General features: G+C 39.7%; 13 protein-coding genes. 7 read left to right on the top strand and 6 right to left on the bottom strand.

Annotated elements, in window-relative coordinates:
• Positions 1-190 precede the first annotated feature (190 nt).
• Together BUR11_RS07625 and BUR11_RS07620 are read left to right on the top strand one after the other, a co-directional pair.
• Positions 191-1,102 carry a helix-turn-helix transcriptional regulator gene (locus BUR11_RS07625; protein WP_074224220.1) on the top strand — a complete coding sequence of 304 codons (912 nt, stop codon included), beginning with the start codon at positions 191-193 and terminating at the stop codon, positions 1,100-1,102.
• Positions 1,103-1,202: 100 nt separating this feature from the next.
• Complete coding sequence (locus tag BUR11_RS07620) at positions 1,203-2,771, top strand: S8 family peptidase (RefSeq protein ID WP_074224219.1); 1,569 nt, start codon at positions 1,203-1,205, stop codon at positions 2,769-2,771.
• 207 nt (positions 2,772-2,978) lie between these two features.
• Here BUR11_RS07620 and BUR11_RS07615 read toward each other — a convergent pair whose 3' ends face one another.
• The 5 genes from BUR11_RS07615 to BUR11_RS07595 form a co-directional block, all read right to left on the bottom strand.
• Positions 2,979-5,084 carry a M28 family peptidase gene (locus BUR11_RS07615; protein ID WP_074224218.1) on the bottom strand — a complete coding sequence of 702 codons (2,106 nt, stop codon included), beginning with the start codon at positions 5,082-5,084 and terminating at the stop codon, positions 2,979-2,981.
• Positions 5,077-6,240 carry a C40 family peptidase gene (locus tag BUR11_RS07610; RefSeq protein WP_074224217.1) on the bottom strand — a complete coding sequence of 388 codons (1,164 nt, stop codon included), beginning with the start codon at positions 6,238-6,240 and terminating at the stop codon, positions 5,077-5,079. The genes BUR11_RS07615 and BUR11_RS07610 overlap by 8 nt, the downstream gene beginning before the upstream one ends.
• A gap of 85 nt (positions 6,241-6,325) precedes the next feature.
• Entirely contained in the window at positions 6,326-7,627 is a 1,302-nt protein-coding gene (locus BUR11_RS07605; protein ID WP_074224215.1) for an amidohydrolase family protein, read from the bottom strand.
• Between the two features lie 22 nt (positions 7,628-7,649).
• On the bottom strand, positions 7,650-9,035 hold the full coding sequence (locus BUR11_RS07600; RefSeq protein WP_074224213.1) for an amidohydrolase: 1,386 nt from the start codon (positions 9,033-9,035) through the stop codon (positions 7,650-7,652).
• A gap of 4 nt (positions 9,036-9,039) precedes the next feature.
• Positions 9,040-10,734, bottom strand: a complete 1,695-nt coding sequence (locus BUR11_RS07595) for an amidohydrolase family protein (protein WP_074224212.1) — start codon at positions 10,732-10,734, stop codon at positions 9,040-9,042.
• A gap of 229 nt (positions 10,735-10,963) precedes the next feature.
• Between BUR11_RS07595 and BUR11_RS07590 the strand changes: the two genes are divergently transcribed.
• From BUR11_RS07590 to BUR11_RS07570, 5 genes are read left to right on the top strand one after another with little or no spacing between them, the layout of a single operon-like run.
• Entirely contained in the window at positions 10,964-11,323 is a 360-nt protein-coding gene (locus BUR11_RS07590) for a response regulator transcription factor (protein ID WP_074224210.1), read from the top strand.
• A gap of 3 nt (positions 11,324-11,326) precedes the next feature.
• On the top strand, positions 11,327-12,916 hold the full coding sequence (locus BUR11_RS07585; RefSeq protein WP_074224209.1) for a hypothetical protein: 1,590 nt from the start codon (positions 11,327-11,329) through the stop codon (positions 12,914-12,916).
• Positions 12,909-14,369 (top strand): glycosyltransferase family 2 protein, encoded by a 1,461-nt coding sequence (locus BUR11_RS07580; RefSeq protein WP_074224208.1) that lies wholly within the window; start codon positions 12,909-12,911, stop codon positions 14,367-14,369. The genes BUR11_RS07585 and BUR11_RS07580 overlap by 8 nt, the downstream gene beginning before the upstream one ends.
• A gap of 3 nt (positions 14,370-14,372) precedes the next feature.
• Complete coding sequence (locus BUR11_RS07575) at positions 14,373-15,599, top strand: YaiO family outer membrane beta-barrel protein (RefSeq protein ID WP_074224207.1); 1,227 nt, start codon at positions 14,373-14,375, stop codon at positions 15,597-15,599.
• An 11-nt stretch (positions 15,600-15,610) separates the two neighbouring features.
• Positions 15,611-16,792, top strand: a complete 1,182-nt coding sequence (locus tag BUR11_RS07570; RefSeq protein ID WP_074224205.1) for a hypothetical protein — start codon at positions 15,611-15,613, stop codon at positions 16,790-16,792.
• On the opposite strand, the gene BUR11_RS07565 is transcribed toward BUR11_RS07570, so the two are convergent.
• Positions 16,789-18,804, bottom strand: a complete 2,016-nt coding sequence (locus BUR11_RS07565; RefSeq protein ID WP_074224203.1) for an LTA synthase family protein — start codon at positions 18,802-18,804, stop codon at positions 16,789-16,791. The genes BUR11_RS07570 and BUR11_RS07565 overlap by 4 nt on opposite strands.

Below are 18,804 nucleotides of genomic sequence, written 5' to 3'. Positions count from 1 at the left end.
GAATTTACCCTTTTTATAAAAACTTTGAGTTGGGTATTAAAAAATAAAAGGCTATAAATCTTTTCAATCTTTGGGCAGGAACGACTCTCCTTTAGCGAAGGAACAAGGGGATTGTTTTCTTTCGACAATAACCGTCAAAAACTTTTTCGCTTAGCGTCCTTTCTTTAGTTTTAAATATAATTTTGAAACAATGGCTCAAGCGGGAAAAATAGAACAACAAAAGATCTTACGGGTATTTAAGCTGATTAACCTCCTTCAAGGGAATATTGGAAAACCAGTTCACAGACTAGCCGAGTTACTGGAGACAGATGAACGCACCATCTACCGGTATTTTAAGTTGTTAGAAGCCTTGGGCTTTGAGGTTGTCAAAGAGTTTAGTAAATATAAAATCCAACAAAGACCAGGCATTGATCAAACTCTAAACTATGGCACCTTCTCCCAAGAGGAGAGCCAATGGTTGAAATCCATGATTGAAAGTCAAGGGAAAGGAAACTTGTTGCACGATTCAATCCTACAAAAACTTCAAGTGCGGTCAGAGGTAAAAAAAGGATCAGAACAGCTTTTTAAAGCGAATTTGGGACGCTTTGTGGATGAGTTGGGTAAAGGGATACAAAGTAAAACGCAGGTATGGCTCAAAGACTACTATTCCTTGAGCAGCGATACCACCAGTGATCGTTTGGTGGAACCAGTTGCTTTTTCCTCAACTTACGAAAGCATCCATGCCTTTGAGCCTGAAAGTAAAACCATGAAAGTGTTTAAAATCGAACGAATAGGAGAAGTGGTGATATCTACCATGCCCTGGAAATTCGAGAATAAACATCAGGTACCGGGCGCACAACTATTTGGTTTTTCTGGAAAAAGCAGGTTTAAGGTCAAATTGAAACTCTCCAAAAAGGCCTACCAGTTAATGATGGAGGAACATCCAAATGCACGCCCATTTATGGATGTAAAGAATAGAAATCAATATTACTTTGAAGGTGAAGTACCGCAGTTACCCGGTTTAGCACGGTTTATATTGGGATTACCCGGTGAAATTAAAGTGGAAGAAGGAGAGGAGTTGAAGGCTTATTTGCAGGAGCAGTTGGAGCGAGTTACCTATTAATGAATTTATAAAGTTCTATAATTAAGGAGTCTGTAGTTGGAATAAACTAATTTTATTTTTTAACTTATTGATTATCAGTTAACAATTAAACTTTTTAAAGATGATTAATAAGCCAAAACTCAGTTTAGGGCTACTTTTTTTAGCCCTTTTAACTTATTCCTGTGTACAGGAAAATTCGACACCAGACTTAACTCAGCAATTGGGTGAGGAGGAGCAACAAAAACTCATCACTAGTCCAGAAATCGATCAACTCATCCTTCAATCTTTACGAGAGACAGGCGACTTTCTCTGGATGAATCAAAGTGATCAGTTGATTTGGAGTGCCTTGGTACAAAGTGATTCGGTTTTAACTATTGGGTATAGTCCGGTATCTATCAAGTCTCCCAATGCCAAAATCGGTATCGAATCCGTTCAAAGTCCAGCTTGGCAAGTGTCCGCCCAAAAGATTCTACAAGTGATTTCAGAAACCATTGAACAAAAGGGAGCACCCCAGCTCAGATTAGGAAATGAGATTGCCGTCATTCATGAGGACTTACCTTATCTGGAAGTAAAAGTAGCCAGTTTGGAAGTGCTTCAGAATTTAAGGCAATTGGGAGAGGTAAGATACTTTGAGCCTTTGAGTTATGAATTCAATTACAACCTATTGAATCAGGGTCAAGACGCAAGGTATTTTTCAGATTCTGGTTGTTCGAATGACCCGGAGACCAACTTACCTTCCGGTGATTTCACTTCGATTTCACCAAATGCCAAAGCATCTTGGAATTACCCTCAAATGGGAGTTTCTCATGCCTGGTCTCAAAGTACTGGAGATAATATTACCATTGGTTTGATCGATACAGGGGTTTCTCCAAACCAACCATTACTGGGATCAGCCTTTCAAAGCGGGGCTTCTGTAAGTAGAAACATTGAAAAATATGGAACCTATAAAACAGGGTATTGGTGGTGGAAGAAATACGATGGTCCAAATGACCAATGCGGGCATGGGACATCCATGGCCGGTGTGATTGCATCTCCTAGAAATGGGGTAGGGACTACGGTTGGAGTAGCCTATAATGCCAATTTGATTTCTGTCAGGGGAACCAGCGATGTGATCGTAAACTCTGGAAATGAAAAAGATGGAGTAGCTGAAGCCTTGGTGCTGTTAGGGAAAAGAGCAGATGTAAAAATTATCAGTATGTCCATTGGTGATATTTTCTCTAATTCCAAGGTGGCTGATGCGGTTCGTTATGCTTATAACCGTGGAAAATTGATTTTTGCAGCTGCTGGTACATCTACTTCCTTTACCAACTGGTATGGAGTGATTTTTCCCGCAACCATGGCAGAAACCGTGGCAGTAACGGGCATTAAAGAGGGAACTGGCTACCAACGATGCAACACCTGTCACTCAGGTTCAAAGGTAGATTTTACGGTGATCATGGAACGCTCCACCTCGGAAAACAAACCCTTGTCTCTGGCCATGTCAGGCAATATTCCTTCTACAGTAGGGGGTTCCTCGGTTGCCACTGCCACTGCTTCTGGGATTGCAGCCTTGTTATGGGCTAAGAACCCTAATTGGAACAGGGACCAAATCCTGAACCAATTGACAGTAACTTCAGATTTATATCCTTCTAGAAGTTCACAATATGGATGGGGAAATTTAAATGCTGGAGCAGCTTTAGGAGTCTATTAAAGGAAAATAAAGTACATCCTATGTAAGATTAAGGGGAGTGGAAATCTATTATTTCGCAAATCCTCGACTCTCCGCACGGACTGATACCGTAAATCCATCTGCTCGCTTGAGGCTTTTTTCAGTGAAACAGTATTCAAAAAATCTGTTTAAAAAATTAATAGCCCTGATTCATTAAGTTGAATCAGGGCTATTTTTAATGTCTAAGTTTTACAGTGATTTCGTAATCTTATCTATTTTCTTTCGCAAATTCGATATTGCTTTTGCATAACGGCTATCCCATTCCTCCAATTTTTCGGTGCGGTTGATCGCTACCTCATACTGGATTCCCGGTAAGATCCAAGAAGCATATCCAGAGAATGGATCGTTACATACATATAAGGATTTGTACCATTCACCATAATACATCCCTTTCGGGTCTATCCAGCTTTTTTCCAAACCGATCAATTCCTCGTTGATTTTCTTTAATTTTTTTTCAGAAATTGACCCCTTGGCCAATGCTGCTTCCAAAGCGGTTTGATAAGATGTAGAACTTGCTTCCAATTGAGCCAATGCAGCATTTGCCTGATCAAACTCTTGGAAATCTGGAGCAATGGTCTGCACATTTTTTACCGCATTTTCGAAATGACCTTTCAAATCCTGCGCATAGCGAGGCACGTCATAAGGAATCACATCTCCATTGGCCAGTCTCAAAGCTACCAAACCAAATACCTGAGCAACAGTTCCTCCCATTTTAAAGCTAGGGTCCACGAATTTGCTGTAGTAGTGGAAATTATCATAGTTGGAATGGTATGGAGTCATTCCTCCAGTACCACCACCTAGACTCGGTACACCCACATGCATATAAAAGGCAATATGGTCTGAACCACCACCCAAGTTACCCATTCTTGGTTCCTTGTTTTTTCCCGCCCAAACTTCATAAACAGTTTTGGAAGAATCTGGATAAGCCACATCTTTGGCCGCATCCATGATGATTTTCTTCAACGTAGGAGCAGCAGATGCTCCAAAGTTTCTTCCATTCACCCCACCATCAAAGTTCATATAGGCTACCGCATTTGCCTTTAGCTCATCTCTCATATGTTCTACCCATTCTGTAGAACCGATCACTCCTTGCTCTTCTGCATCCCAATGACCGATCATAATAGATCTTTCTGGAGCTTTTCCTTCTTTCACCAATTTGCCTATGGCCTCCGCTAAGGTAAGTAGCATCGCAGTACCTGAATTAGGATCTGTAGCTCCAAAGCTCCATGCATCAAAATGGGCACCCAAGATGATCCATTCGTCAGGATATTTAGAACCTTTGAAGGTACCCACCACATTATTCGCACGGATAAAATCAACTGGTTGATCTACCATAACTCGAACTTTCAAGTCAGAGCCACCTTCGATTTTATAATCAAAAGGTAAACCTCCCTGCCAAGCTTCAGGAACAGCCTGCCCCTTCATTCTCGACAAGATTTCTTTGGCAGCACCATATCCAATTGGTGTTACTGGGATAGTATGAAAATCCACCTCTTTGGGATCTAATCTTTTTACTTTTTTATCTCCATCTAGAGGTAAAGCAGGCTCATTGGGAGTCAATGGATCTCCAGTCCAGTCCAAGGTCAACATAGATCCTCGTTGGATCGTGGTTTCATTGTAATAAGGACCATCTGGATAAACATCTCCTCTGACATACCCATTATCTTTCGGATCTGTGTAAACCACTAACCCAATGGCTCCAGCTTCTTCCGCATACTTGGCTTTATACCCTCGGAAGTTACCCCCGTATCGAGCGATCACCACTTTTCCTGTCAAGTCAACCCCCATTTCTTTGAGCTTCGCAAAGTCCTCTCTTGTTCCATAATTGACATACACCACTTCTGCGGTCACATCTCCTGAACCAGAGAACGCATTGAACCCTAAGTACAATCTCTTATCTGCAGAAAAAGGATCCTCATCCAAAATCGCTTCTTGTTGGGAAAGCGTCATTTTCACTGGAGATACAATTTCCAAATGAGATTCTCCAGGATGATTGGGGAGGTATACATCATAAGGATACAATTTTGTATCCATGCCAGCATCCGTCATTACCTTAGCCATGTATTGCTGAACCAGTTCATTTTCTGGAGTTCCCGCAATGTGTGGGTTTTTAGTAATTTCTTTCAAGTGTACTTTGAAACTGCTAAAATCCACTGCATCCAGGTACTCTTTTTCAATGGCTTTCTGCTTATCCAAATGACTTTGAAAAAAACCATCTTGAGCTTGAGCAGAAAGTGCTAAAGCCAAGGTTCCTAAAACCAAGGATTTCTTGGGTTTGAATTTAAATTTACTCATTGTTCAAAAGTTCGGAGACGGAAATAACCCCGTCAGATTTTTGGTTGATAATTCGTTTGGTTCTTAAATATCGATTGAGTTCGTACTCATCGAAATTGGGGCTATTTGGGTCAAAACTTGAGATTCTTACTCTGCCTCTGGAATGGATGAATTCATTGTTTCCGATCCACATTCCTACATGGACCACTCGCTCTTTTTTATCCTCGGTGGCTTTCTCTCCAAAGAATAGGAGGTCACCTACTTCCAAATTTTCCCAGTTTTTATCGGTATCTACTTCTTCTCCTTCGTGCACTTGTTGAGATGCATCTCTTGGAATCACCTGTCCATTGAGGTAATAAATGGTTTTGGTGAAACCACTACAATCCACTCCTTTGATGGAAGTTCCTCCCCACAAATAAGGCACACCCAGCATTTGCTTGGCAGTTGAAATCAATTGATCTGGATTGGTACTTCTAGTAGCCAGCCAATTCTCCATCAGCATACTTTCACTGGACGGAATATAGCCTTTTCTGCCATCCGGTAAGCTAACTTCCAGGTAATTATGATTTTCCCCTTCGAAAGTCAAAATATCTCCGGCTACTACATCAGAAACCATTTCCTCTTGGGCAGGATTGGTCCAAACATGGCCAGTTAATTTGGTATAAACTACTTTCGGTCGAACATGCCATTCTTCTAATTCTTCAGGACTCATCAATTGAATCCCCGCACGATCTACCCATGATAAGTAGCCATCTGGAGTTTGCACCAAAAACCATCCATCTGACTCTTTCAATACATTTAATGGAGTTCCCATCAATGCTTGAGTAGCCAATTCTGCTGAATGCTTTGGGTTACTTCTAATATTGGCTACTGAGATGGTCACCAATGCTTTGGTATTATCACCTAGAGATTCATCAGGCAATTGATTGACTGCATTTACATACTTGATTTCCTGCTGATTCAATTCGGCAAGAAAGTTTCCCAAACCTGCTATTTGATCTGTTTCACCTTTCAAAGAATCATTTTCGAATTGAATGTTCCAGAGCGCCACCCGTTTGTCTGGAGCCAATTCTGAGCGATAAGTTTCAATTAAATCTTGTACTTCTTTGTCATGGTTTTGTTGACATGCAAAAGCAAGAGAGAGTAGGGGGATCAGTAAAGAATAGCTTTTCTTCATGTGGGAATATAAAGCAAAAAAAAACTACAAGAAACCCCAACCTGACAGTTGGGGCTTACTATAGTTTTATTGGAAACAATAGACCTTAATTAGCCTTTAGTCCTGGAGAACGCTCCAAAAACTCTTGGTACAATCTAATATGTCTATTGGACAATGGAATTCTATATCCATTGATGAATACATGCATAATTTGAGCTTTTGTCTCAAATGGATCATCGGTAGAAACGATCAAGTTGGCCACTTTGCCCGCTTCCACGGAACCATACCTATCTGATAAACCGAAGATTTCAGCTGGATTGATGGTTACTGCTTTCCAAGCTTCCTCTTTACCCATTCCGTAAGCAGCAGCAAATGCAGCATGGAAAGGAAGGTTTCTTACGTTTTCTTCTTCGTTGGTTCTAATCGCGACTTTCACACCAGCCTTCGCCATTTTACCTGGATTAGAATAGGCAGCATCATAGCGATCTGACTGACGGGTAGGAAGTTCTTGTACTGGCCCCGCCAAAACTGGAATTCCTGCTTCGGCAATTTCATCCGCTACTCTCCATCCTTCTGCTACACCAGAGAAGATGAATTTTGCATCTTTACCTTCAATCCACTTCAATGCATTTTGGATGTCGCCTGCTGCATTTACTTCGATCATCATAGGTAATTCACCAGAAATAACTTTTGCCATCTGATCCATTTCTGGATAGTATTCTAAAGTAGCACCTGAACTTTTAAGCTGATGATAGGTCTTGGCTTTCTCCCAAACCTCATTGGCTTCTTTTAGTGCTTTTTCATTATCCTTTTTGATGTCATCATCAGATCTTCTATCAAATCTCCCTCTTCTAGCTGAAGAAGGGAAGTTCATTACCACAGCTTTGAAACCAGCATACATTTGATCCGGAGTATATCCTACTAAATTGATCAATGCAGCAGTACCTGGAAACAGCCCCCCGGAAGGGATGGTCAGGGTGGTAGTAACCCCAGAAACTCGGGTAACCGGGATGGCTTCAGAATTAGGGTTGACCGCGGTCAAGGCCTGCATATTAGGAGATACATTCCCTACTTCAGAATAATCATTGGTTTCTGCTACAGAGCTTACTTCCACCAAACCTAGTCTGGTGCCACTGTCAATCATACCTGGATAGATAAACATTCCAGTACAATCGATCACTTCTGCTCCATCTGCGGAGATATTTGTTCCCACTTGGGCAATTTTTCCATCTTCTACCAATACCGAAGTATTGGACAATGTGCCTTTGGTGATGGTCACCACGGTTGCATTTTGCAACAAGAACTTTCCTGTTCGAGGTTTTACAAATTCCCCATCAATCTGAGCCATTGCCATTAGTGGCAAAAAGGCTATCAGGAAGGCGAAAAAGGCTTTAGTCATTCTTTTCATGTCTTCTATTGATTTTGGAGAATTAATAATTGATGTTAAATAAAGTTTTGGAAATGTCAGAGAAATACAACTCTGTTCCCTGCATACATTGATGATCTTCTTCAATCATATAAATCGGTTCAACCATTTCAGTAGGACTTACTCTTAATCGCTGATCATCTTCGTCTGTTTCGATATCAAAGTATTTTACTCCGTCAACATAGGTTTGCTGAGGTTTTGCATATACGGATAAAGGATGACCTTCAAATAAGACCAAATCAGCCTGCTTACCTACTTCAATAGAACCTACTTTGTCAGCAATTCCCAATTGTCTCGCTGGATTGATCGTAATCATAGAAAGTGCCTGTTCATCCGTCATTCCCCCATAGCGCTGGGTTTTTGCAGCTTCATGGTATAAGTGACGGATCAATTCAGCGGAATCAGAGTTGATAGAAGTAATCGCACCGTTCTCGGTAAGAATTGCCGCATTGAAAGCAGTAGAGTAGTACACCTCAAACTTGTAAGCCCACCAGTCTGCAAATACAGAAGCACCCATGGTGTATTCTGCAATTTCAGGGGCTACTTTAAAGCCTTCGTTGGTGTGTTGGAATACCAGTTTGGTAATACCAAAGTCTCTTGCCACATTGATCAACATGTAGATTTCATCAGCCCGGTAGGAGTGACAGTGAATGATGATCTTTCCATCCAGGATATCAACCAAAGTCTGAAGACGCTCATCGTACTCTGGAGCAACTTGCGTATTTCCTTTTTGAGAGGATGCTTGATTGTAGTCTTCCCAAGCTTTTTTGTACTGTAGTGCTTCATTGAACCCATTTCTTAGGATAGCTTCCACACCCATTCTAGTTCTTGGTTGGATTCCTCTTCCTCTACCATGCACTCTGGTTGGGTTTTCTCCCAATGCAAATTTGATCGTTCTTGGGGCATCTTGCATGATGATATCAGCAGGATCTTCAGAACCCCAACGATGTTTTAACGTCACGTTTTGCCCACCCACTACATTGGCAGAACCGTGCATGGCATGGGAGATGGTTACACCACCAGCCAAAGCCCTGTAGATTCCTACTTCGAATGGGTTCACTACATCTCTCATTCTTACCTCTGCTACAATAGGAGCAGTGGCTTCATTGACTACATCTAATGCCACATGGGAGTGTGCATCGATGATACCTGGCATCAGGTATTTGCCTGTGGCATCCACCGTCTCCACTCCGGAAGGAGCAGAAAGGTTTTGACCCACTTGTTGGATGATACCGTCTTGAACCAAAACATCGGAATTTTCAAGAGTTCCTTCAGTTACGGTCAATACGGTTGCATTTTTTATCAGTACGCTACCTTTTTTGGTTTGAGCTGAAGCATAAGTAATACTCAGTCCCAACAAAGCAGCAAGAAAATAATTGAATTTTTTCATGTCTTTACTTGATTGCGATTAAGGTTGGGTTAAGTGTTGCTGTAAAGGGGAATGAACCGAATTGAGCAACCGACATGGTGCCATCGTAACTTTCTCCTTCTACTTCTCCAGAAACATTGATGGTAATTTCGTCTCCTCCCGCATCAATATTGAAGGAGAATGTCAAGTTCTTTCCATTGACATTGATATCTTCTAAATCAGTATTTATTTTACCCGCTCCAGCAGGGTTGTCCAAGGTAATGGTACCAGTATAACTGGATCCATCTTGAATAATTTCAAAGGTACCTCCAGAACTTCCAGCAGGTGATTCAGTCTCGTAATCCCAGTTTCCTGCAACTTTGGCGGCACCTTCAGCATCACCGTTGCTGGCTTTTTTCTTTGGTTTGGTATCAAAATCAAAAATGTACCCGTCAACCACCACATGCTTTATTTGGCTGTCTTCTGCAAATAGTTGATCAGTGGTAATTACCAAATTGGCCATTTTACCTTTTTCGATGGTACCAGCCACTCTGCTCATTCCCAACACATTTGCTGCATTGGTGGTCAAAGCCGCTAAAGCACCTTCTTCGCTAAGTCCATGCTCAATCATTGAGCTAAGCGCTTTCATGACATCTCCAGATTTAGTGCCTTTGGTAGTGAATGCAAATGGAACTCCTGCTTCTTCCAATAAGCCTGCTTGCTTGATTGCGTTATCATACGCTTCCTGAACTCTGGAGTATTGCGCTTTGGTAGCTTCATCTACCTCTTCTTTTTGAGCTTTGATCGCTTTATCATCTGGAATTTCCAAACTGATTAATACCGGTACATTTGCAGCTTTAATCACATCGATCACATTGGCGTAATCATTTAAGCCAGTTAGGATCAATTTGAAGCCCAATTCTTTCTGTAAGCTTAATGCTCTTCTAACTTCCAGTTCAGACGGAGCAGTATACATCACTGGTGTTTGACCATTGATTACTTCCATCATCGCTTGGTAGGTAGGATTGAATTCAGGTCTCACTACTCCAGAAGCTGTCTGGTATTGATTGCTTCTTCCTTGTGATAATTTCGTGTTTTGATAGATATCTCTGAATTTGGCCATGACACCTACAGCAGTGCCAGGGTACATTCCTCTTGCGCCTCTAAAACTAGAGACCAACGCAGTATTTGTTTTCAAGACGTTGGTAGAGTATTCAGAACCGAAAACCACCACTGCAGCTTTTCCGGCTATCATTCCACCATCCGGTAAAATCTGAGCGACTGTAAAGCCAGCTTTTCTGAAATCCTCTACACTTTTATCATCTGCAGCATACTGATCCACAGCAGATCTCCATGGAGTTATTCCTGCAATTTCATCCGGTGGGTTTGCCGAAACAAAATCTTTAGGTCTTTCTGGATCTTTAGGTGCAGTAATTCCTGCATCACTTCCTCCATCGATAAATCCAGGGTAAATGAATAGTGAATCTCCTGCGATAACTTGGGCTTCTGATGGTATGTTCAAGTTGGAGCCTACTCCTTGAATGACCCCGTCCTTAATCAGAACCGTAGCTTTCGTTCCAGATGCGCCAGGTGCTGTAATTACTGTTGCGTTTGTAATTGCATAGGTGCTGGTGACGGGTTTTTTACCTGTAGGATCACTTTGTGCATAAAGAGAGTTGGTAGAAAACCATCCAGCGACCAATAAACCTAGAACACCTGCTTTAAGTAGTGTTTTTTTCATATTGATTGATGGTTAAACATATCTAGCAAGCTAACAAAAGGCTTCACAGAATCCTTTGTTAATTATTTTTTATAGCTATTTTTTTGATCAATGGCTATTCAAGGTGTTTGAAATACTAATTCTTAAACTCTAAATACATTCACTGTTTGAAAAAAGTATTTGAATGGTAAATCCTTATTGTAATTAGTTTCAGTATGTTATCTTTAGGCACCAGTTCACCCTGATTATTATGAAAAAAATCCTGATTATTGAGGATGATTTATTGATTTCTAGCTTAGTGGAGTTTCGGTTGAAAAAAGATGGGTATATCACGCATCTTGTTCAAGACGGTAATGAAGGGACCAAAGCTATTGAAAGTTTTGATCCTGATTTAATCATTACAGATGTGATGATGCCCTTTAAGAGTGGCATTGAAATCATTCACTATGCAAGAAAAAATAAACCAGACACTCCCATCATTGTATTGAGTTCATTAGGTGAAGAGGAAAAAATTGTATTGGAAGCATTTAATCTTGGCGTGGCTGATTTTATTCCGAAGCCTTTTAATCCCAATGAATTAGCAATTCGGGTAAAACGTATTATCAGGTAATATATGGGAAAACTCTTTACGCTAGGTTTTAGTATTGTTCTATTACATACAATCAGTCTTGGAGTGTCTTTTGCCCAAGACAGTTTACCTTATAGGGATTCCACTACCTTTTTTAAGTTTTTAGAACAACAAGAAGAAATTCCTTCTTTGGAATACCGCTATAAATTGGAATTGAAAGAAGGTTATGAAGCCTTATTATCAGATTCTACCTTTCAATTCAGTCAACTTGATAATTCTACCTGGGTTTCAAAAACCTATCCTAATTTTTCTTCTTGGTATGCGGCAGGTGCAGAATACCTTGCAGTTGATTCCCCTTTACTTCAACCAGAGTTTTTGGTTTATGAAGAAATCTCGGATTACCAAGCTACCCAAGATTATGTAAGTAACCTTTGGAGAAATCAGGATATTTTTATTCCTGAATCAAGCCCTGAAGTTGGTGATGAGTTAGTGATGCTCGCCAATTTGGTTCCCTATGAACCTATGGTAAAATATAGGTTTCATTTTTTCTCTGACTTCAAATTGGTAATTGTAGTCAGTTTAATCGTATTCTTTTTAATCATGGCCATTGGAATGATTCTATTTATGTTGGTGATCAAAACCAGACATTCCAAAATCGAAGCATTAAAAGAAAAATATGAAGCTCAAATCATCGGTCCTTTGTCCGCAGTCCTCTTTGAAAAGTCGGAAGAGGAGATCGAATTAATGAGAGATGCTGATATCTACGCCATTTTTCCAGAAAAGGATTTTAAGAAAAAACTGTTCAAAGAAGTTTTGATAGAGAAAATCATCTCTTTGAATAAAAAGATGAAAGGGGATTTTAAGGATAAGCTAAAATCACTTTATAAGAAATTTAAATTGGATGTTATTTCCTTTCAAAATCTTAAAAGTAAAAGATGGGATGTAGTGACAAGAGGTTTGGTAGAAATCAATGAAATGGACCTGGTGGAAGCCTTGCCTCAGGTGAGGGAATTGACCAATGCCTCCAACTTCTACATCCGTTCTCAATCCATCGCAACGCTTTTAAATTTGTCTGAAAAGGTTGATTTATCCACCATTAAAAAACAATCCTACCCATTATCAAGATGGCAGCAGATGAATTATTTGCGGATAATTAAATACCTACATATCCAAAAGTCCCTGAAAATAGACACCCTCTTTTATGGAGAAAATCAAACCATTAGGCTATTTGGATATAAGCTGGTAAGAATGCTTGGTCGGGTAGAATTGGTAGGTCAATTAGCAGAGCTTGCCCCAAAGGTAGATGATGTGGAAAAAATAGAGATTTTAAAAACTTATCAAATCATTGGGATTCATACCGAGGCAACATTTGTCAATCAATGTCTGAGGTCTGACAATCCAGATCTCGTTGTAGCTGCAGCAAAAGCTTCAGGGGTGATTGGGGATCAAGTGTCTGCCCATATATTAATTGAGCTTTTAAATGAACAACCCAATTTTCAATTGAAGATGCTATTCTTAGAAAATCTATTGAAGCTGGATCAATCCATGTATCAGGAATATATCTCCAAATCCAATGACTTGGAATTGAGCCAAATACATGCTCACCTTGTAGACCCTCTCTTACAGCATGTATAGTTTCCTATTTTATTTTCTGTTGGAAGTACTTGGAGTTTTTTTCCTAGTAGTGAGTTTTTCGGTAATCATTATTTACCTGACTACCATGTTTTTGAGTGCCTTGGAGTTAAGGGATCATTTACGTAGAAATCGCTTTGCTGATTACCAAGATATTATTACTTCCCCTATAGCTCCGGGAGTTTCCATTGTAGCACCGGCTTTTAATGAAGGCCAAAATATCGTACAGAATGCAAAGAGTTTGATGTCCTTGCATTATGGGAAATTTGAAGTGATCATCATCAACGATGGTTCAAAGGACGATACCCTTCAAAAGTTGATTGATGCTTTCGAGTTGGTTAAAACCAATTATGCATACAATTACCAAATTGAATGTAAACCTGTAAAAGGTGTTTATAAATCTAAAAATGAATCCTTTAGCAAACTGTTGGTCATCGATAAGGAAAATGGGGGAAAGGCAGATGCATTAAATTCAGGAATCAATTTGGCATCCATGGAAATCATCTCCTGTATCGATGTGGATTGTATCCTTTCTCATGAGTCACTTACCAGAATGGTCAGACCATTTATGGAGGAGACCAACAGAAAAGTAATTGCTGTGGGAGGGGCTATAGGTATTGCAAATAACTGTGATGTTCAAGATGGTACTGTAACCAAATATCGAATTCCAACTACCCTGCTAGGAAGATTTCAAGTGATAGAATATTTCAGGGCATTTTTGATGGGAAGGATGGCATGGACCAGAATTAATGGTCTTATGCTTATTTCTGGTGCTTTTGGATTTTTTAAAAGAGACTTGGTATTGGCAGTAGGAGGGTATTTTCCCAAAACTGTGGGAGAGGACATGGAATTAGTGGTAAGGATGCGTCGGTACATGGAAGAACGTAAAATCCCCTATAAAGTGGGCTTTGTTCCTGATCCATTATGTTGGACGGAAGTACCAGAAGATGAGTCTGTTTTATCCCGTCAGAGAAACCGATGGATTCGAGGAACCATTGAAACCTTACAACTTCATAAGGTGGTAAAACTGAATCCAAGATATGGAGTGTTGGGGTTACTTTCTTATCCCTATTGGAGTGCATTTGAAAAATTTGCACCTATTGTGGAGCTTTTGGGTGTGCTCTATACCTTGACTTTGATCGTTATTGGTGATTTCAGTGCCTTCTATTTCATCGCATTGTATTCCATGCTGTATCTGCTTTCCTTACTGGTTTCCTCGTTCAGCATTTTATATGAGCAAATTGCATTTCACAATTACAAGGATAAAAAAGACCTCAATAAATTAATATTCACCGTATTAATTGAACCATTTATCATTCATCCAAAGGTAGTCTTATGGGGTTTGAAGGGTCATATCGACTTTATCAAAGGTAAAGGTGGATGGGGCCAGATGATCCGGACTGGATTTAAGAAATCTGAAGATCGAAAGAAATTTGAACCAGAAACGAATGTTTAATCCATGAAAAAAAATGTATCCCTACTTCTTATTGCATTTTTAAGTTTCGGTTCGCTGATGGCCCAGGATTCATTTGATCCTGATGAGCTACTGAAAGAAGCGAGAACACTCATATTTGACAAGAAATATCAGGAAGGAAGAAAAATTGCTTTTAGGGCTTTGGAAAAATATCCTGACTACGCAGATATTTTGATTCTCGTGGGAAGAAGTTATGCTTGGGAGGGGAAAAATGATTCTGCCTCTATTTACTTAGAGCGAGCCATCATTGCATCCCCTACTTATTCCGACGGATATTCAGCGTATTTGGATAATTTGATGTGGGCAGGAGACTATGATCAAGCTGATGAGGTGCTTGCTAAAGCAAAATCCAACTTCAATGAGGAATTACCTGATAATTTGAAGTACAAAGAGTCTCGCCTATATTATTTCAGGGAGTCTTATGATGAAGCATATGAAATAGCAGAGGAGCTTTTTGAAAAGGATTATAATCAGGAGGGATTACTGGGTTATATGAATAACCTGCAACGACTGAGAAGGACCAATGCTGTTGGTGTCACTTACGATTACGATAATTTCAATGGTGCCATTTCTCCATGGAATACCTTTTCATTTTATGGAAGAACACGAACCAAGCTGACGGGATCCTTGATAGCAAGGGTAACTCAATCCTCAAGATTTGATTCCCAAGGCACCTTATTTGAATTGGATGCTTACCCTTCATTAGGCGAAAAAGCATATGCCTATATCAATATCGGAGGCTCAGGTGCTAGTTTCTTTCCTAAATTCCGATTTGGAACTTCCATCTATTTCAATTTGAATAAAGCCTGGGAGCTAGAAGGAGGCTATCGTTACCTGGGCTTCACAGAAGCCACCCATATCATCACAGGATCATTGGGTAAATATGTTGGAAACTGGTGGTTGAACTTACGTGCGAACGTCATTCCTTATGACGGAAAGGTGAGTACATCGGCTAATTTTCAAGCGAGGTATTATTTCAAAACTGCTGAAGACTTTTTCAGTATCCAGTTAAGTTCCGGGGTATCGCCAGATGAGGAAAATAGAGATCAGAGTCAATTATTGAACTCCTATCGAGCTAGATTGGGGTACCAGCAATTGATCAGTCCACGATTTCTGATTTCTGCATATACTGGATATAGCAAGGATGAAATCAGTTCGGATAACTTCCGGAATGACCTTAACTTTACTTTAGGTTTGGAATATAGATTTTAAGGAACTCTCATATGATCTCAGAAGAATTAAAAATCTATCTCAAACGTGCCTTGCCTATTATTGGCATTTTTGTGTTGTTTCCTTTGATTAGTTACGGGATTTGGGAATTCTATCCTAAAAGAAACCTGAATTTATTAATCATTGATAAAACTGTTTTAGGACCTGGCTTGGTAGAACATAGCAGTTTGTTTTGGGTTTTAAACCATCAAAAATACACGAAAAGGGATCAGACTTTTTACGATAGGAAAGTGGATTACTTGGGCTATTATCCTGCTGGTGAGAAGCCCAAGCCAGAAGTCAAAGATCTTTCCAACTATTCATCTCAAATGATTCAGGATAAAGTATCAAATCTGGATTTGGTTTACATAACTGATACCTATGGGGTAATGGAAACGACTGAGCAAGAGGAGAACAATTCTACCACATTAGTTCCTAAGAAAATCTATGGAGGGTTAGATGAGAAAGATATTGAATTGATCCGTGAGGCAAAGAATAAAGAGAAAACCATTGTAGCAGAATTCAATACCATGGCAAGTCCTACTTCCAAGGAGAATAGGACCGAATTTGAAAACATAATGGGCATTCAGTGGACAGGCTGGATTGGTAGGTATTTTGATGAAATGGACACATTACTAAATACCGATGTTCCCAATTGGATTAAATTTCAATACAAAAAACAACATGATGGGAATTGGTTGCCTTCTGGGCCAGGATTGGTTTTCATTCATGAAGATGGTAGGATAGAGGGCCTTACTTTTGAGGAAGATTATCAAAATAAAATACCTCTTATACGTTCCCAAAGGATCAATCCATTAAGTGAATTGCTACCTGAAGTAGTACCCTATCCGGATTGGTTTGATGTGGTTTTGATCGAGCGGGATTACAAAGTTATTTCCTATTACGATATCAATCCTACGTCCGAAGGGTTGGAAAAATTGAGAAGTATGGGATTGCCTCGGTTTTTTCCCGCATCTGTGGTCAAAGACAATGGCAAAGGAAAATTATATTATTTAGCAGGTGATTATTCCGATTTACGGGTAGAGTTAGGTTCCTCGAAGTTTACAGGTCTTCCATTTTTTTGGAAAGGACTGCATTTGGTCACTGACTATACAGACCGGGAGAGCTTCTTCTGGAACTATTATTATCCTCTTACTTCGAAAATTCTGGAGGATGCCCATACTTCCAAAAATTAATTTTCAGGTAGATCTTCGGGTAACAACTTATTGGTTTGGATGAGGTAATTATTCCGGTTTTTAAACTCTTCAAATTCTCCCGTCATCCTATTTAGATTTTGAGTATCTACAATTGGATCAATATTCAATCCATCTGATACGATGAATAATTGACCATCTGACAAGAAATATTCTCCATGAATGTAATCAAGTAATTGGTTTTTATTCCTCATCAAAGGCATGGCAATATTGGACTGGAATGTGCTAGCTGTGTCCAAAACCTGACCTTGCCAGATCATCTCTTCCGGCAGGTTTACATTCACCTGTTTTTCGAGGAAGGATAATATAGAAGGGGTAATTTCCCAATGGGAAACCACACCTTTAAATGATGCTGGCCCCTTAAGTTTTGGTGAATAGATAATTAATGGAACTCTGAAGCGATCCAACCGAGTAGCCATTGGAATTTCAGGAAGCCGGTGGTCACCTGTGATGATGAAAATGGTATTCTCAAACTCTGGCCTTTTTCTATATTCATTGAAGAAATCCCGAACCGCATCATCTGCATAAAGCAAAGTCATGTAAATATTCTCGTAGGATAAATAGTCACTGACTTTGGAATCGCTAAAACCTAGTTCATTCGATAGGTAATTTCGCAGTTTAGGTTGATAGATTTCTGGATTGGGAACGATATAGGGGTCATGAGAGGTCTGGGTCTGAAAAATACGCAATTGAGGAGATTCATCGGATGGAGGTAACTTGCTTAGTCCATTAGAAAACATGGCCTTATCAGGATATCCCCATGAAAAGCCAGATTCAGAAGGTGTTTTTTCATATTCAGGACCATAGCTTTGTTGATCCACTATTAAATCCACTTCTTGATAATTCAAGAAACTCCCTTCATTATCGAAGTTTTGATCTGCTCCAATAAAGAAATTCAATTCATAGCCATTCTCTTTTAAAATACTAAGAATGGTCTCATGATGAGGGTAGTTTGGAGAAAACTCCAAAAACCCATTTTTTCCAAAAGGCAAGCCAGCCATGGTTCCAGGGAGTATTCCAAATGTTCTACCGGTAGAGGAAATGGCATTTTCCCATACTAAACTGGATTTGGCCAAAGAGTCCAAGAAAGGAGTGAAGCTTCCTAAATAGGCATCCCGACCCGAATAGGCTCTTCCTAAACTTTCAAATAAAATGAACACGATATCTGGCTTGGACTCCAAGCTATCAAAATAAGGACTTAATACATCCGGATATTCTGCACGATGCACAAAGGGATAGATATCATCAAAATAATCTTTCTTGACCACCAGATCATTGCCAGAAGGCCTCAGGTAAAAATCAAAGTAATAATTATCATCAAACATGAAGTAATTGAATGATGCTTGAGTTAAAAAATGAGTTTTGTTTACCTGCACATTGCTTTTATTCTCATTTGCGGAGCTGGTATCTGTGATCGGGAAGAATACATAGAAGAAAATAAATACATACGTAAGTCCGCTGACAACCAAATATGACTTAAGTGACAATTTGATGAATCGGTAGCCCAAAGACAGGATCAATCCTAGTAGGATGGCTCCAACTATGCCTAAGAAAACAGTAAGAAAGTTTAATTGTCCTGAGGCCTGTACAGTAGCTAGTAGGTCATCCATACTATAAGCATAAACATCACTTCCTAGAGGCAGTAAAGTTTTTAGAAAGTAACTGATCAGCGCAACATGGATAATAATGGTTAGCACAAAAATCGATAGGGTTAATCCTCTTCCAAGCTTAGGTGAGAATAAACTAACTATTAGATGGACCATCAACAGTAAGCCCATAAAATAGAAGTACCAACCTACATCCTCCAGTAAGCTTCCTATGATAACATCAGATATTGCGAAATTTAATAGATGGTTATCAAATACTAATTTTAATTCTAAAATCCTGATAATCAGCATTAGAAATAAAAAGACAATTCCCATCCCCCAGAAGAATCTTAAGGTGGTTTGAATTTTCAGGGGTAAATTGGACCTGATTTCGGCTTTTTGGGCCAT

This window comes from Algoriphagus halophilus (genome assembly GCF_900129785.1).
In the GTDB taxonomy this organism is placed as follows: Bacteria; Bacteroidota; Bacteroidia; order Cytophagales; family Cyclobacteriaceae; genus Algoriphagus; species Algoriphagus halophilus.
The sequence above is the reverse complement of the archived record's forward strand: the minus strand, read 5'-3'. Positions and strand labels throughout refer to the sequence as shown.

What these genes read in the sequence shown, in the direction of transcription:
- BUR11_RS07625 (WP_074224220.1), top strand. Translation starts at nt 191, where the DNA reads ATGGCTCAAGCGGGAAAAATAGAACAACAAAAGATCTTACGGGTATTT.
- BUR11_RS07620 (WP_074224219.1), top strand. Translation starts at nt 1,203, where the DNA reads ATGATTAATAAGCCAAAACTCAGTTTAGGGCTACTTTTTTTAGCCCTT.
- BUR11_RS07615 (WP_074224218.1), bottom strand. Translation starts at nt 5,084, where the DNA reads ATGAGTAAATTTAAATTCAAACCCAAGAAATCCTTGGTTTTAGGAACC.
- BUR11_RS07610 (WP_074224217.1), bottom strand. Translation starts at nt 6,240, where the DNA reads ATGAAGAAAAGCTATTCTTTACTGATCCCCCTACTCTCTCTTGCTTTT.
- BUR11_RS07605 (WP_074224215.1), bottom strand. Translation starts at nt 7,627, where the DNA reads ATGAAAAGAATGACTAAAGCCTTTTTCGCCTTCCTGATAGCCTTTTTG.
- BUR11_RS07600 (WP_074224213.1), bottom strand. Translation starts at nt 9,035, where the DNA reads ATGAAAAAATTCAATTATTTTCTTGCTGCTTTGTTGGGACTGAGTATT.
- BUR11_RS07595 (WP_074224212.1), bottom strand. Translation starts at nt 10,734, where the DNA reads ATGAAAAAAACACTACTTAAAGCAGGTGTTCTAGGTTTATTGGTCGCT.
- BUR11_RS07590 (WP_074224210.1), top strand. Translation starts at nt 10,964, where the DNA reads ATGAAAAAAATCCTGATTATTGAGGATGATTTATTGATTTCTAGCTTA.
- BUR11_RS07585 (WP_074224209.1), top strand. Translation starts at nt 11,327, where the DNA reads ATGGGAAAACTCTTTACGCTAGGTTTTAGTATTGTTCTATTACATACA.
- BUR11_RS07580 (WP_074224208.1), top strand. Translation starts at nt 12,909, where the DNA reads ATGTATAGTTTCCTATTTTATTTTCTGTTGGAAGTACTTGGAGTTTTT.
- BUR11_RS07575 (WP_074224207.1), top strand. Translation starts at nt 14,373, where the DNA reads ATGAAAAAAAATGTATCCCTACTTCTTATTGCATTTTTAAGTTTCGGT.
- BUR11_RS07570 (WP_074224205.1), top strand. Translation starts at nt 15,611, where the DNA reads ATGATCTCAGAAGAATTAAAAATCTATCTCAAACGTGCCTTGCCTATT.
- BUR11_RS07565 (WP_074224203.1), bottom strand. Translation starts at nt 18,804, where the DNA reads ATGGCCCAAAAAGCCGAAATCAGGTCCAATTTACCCCTGAAAATTCAA.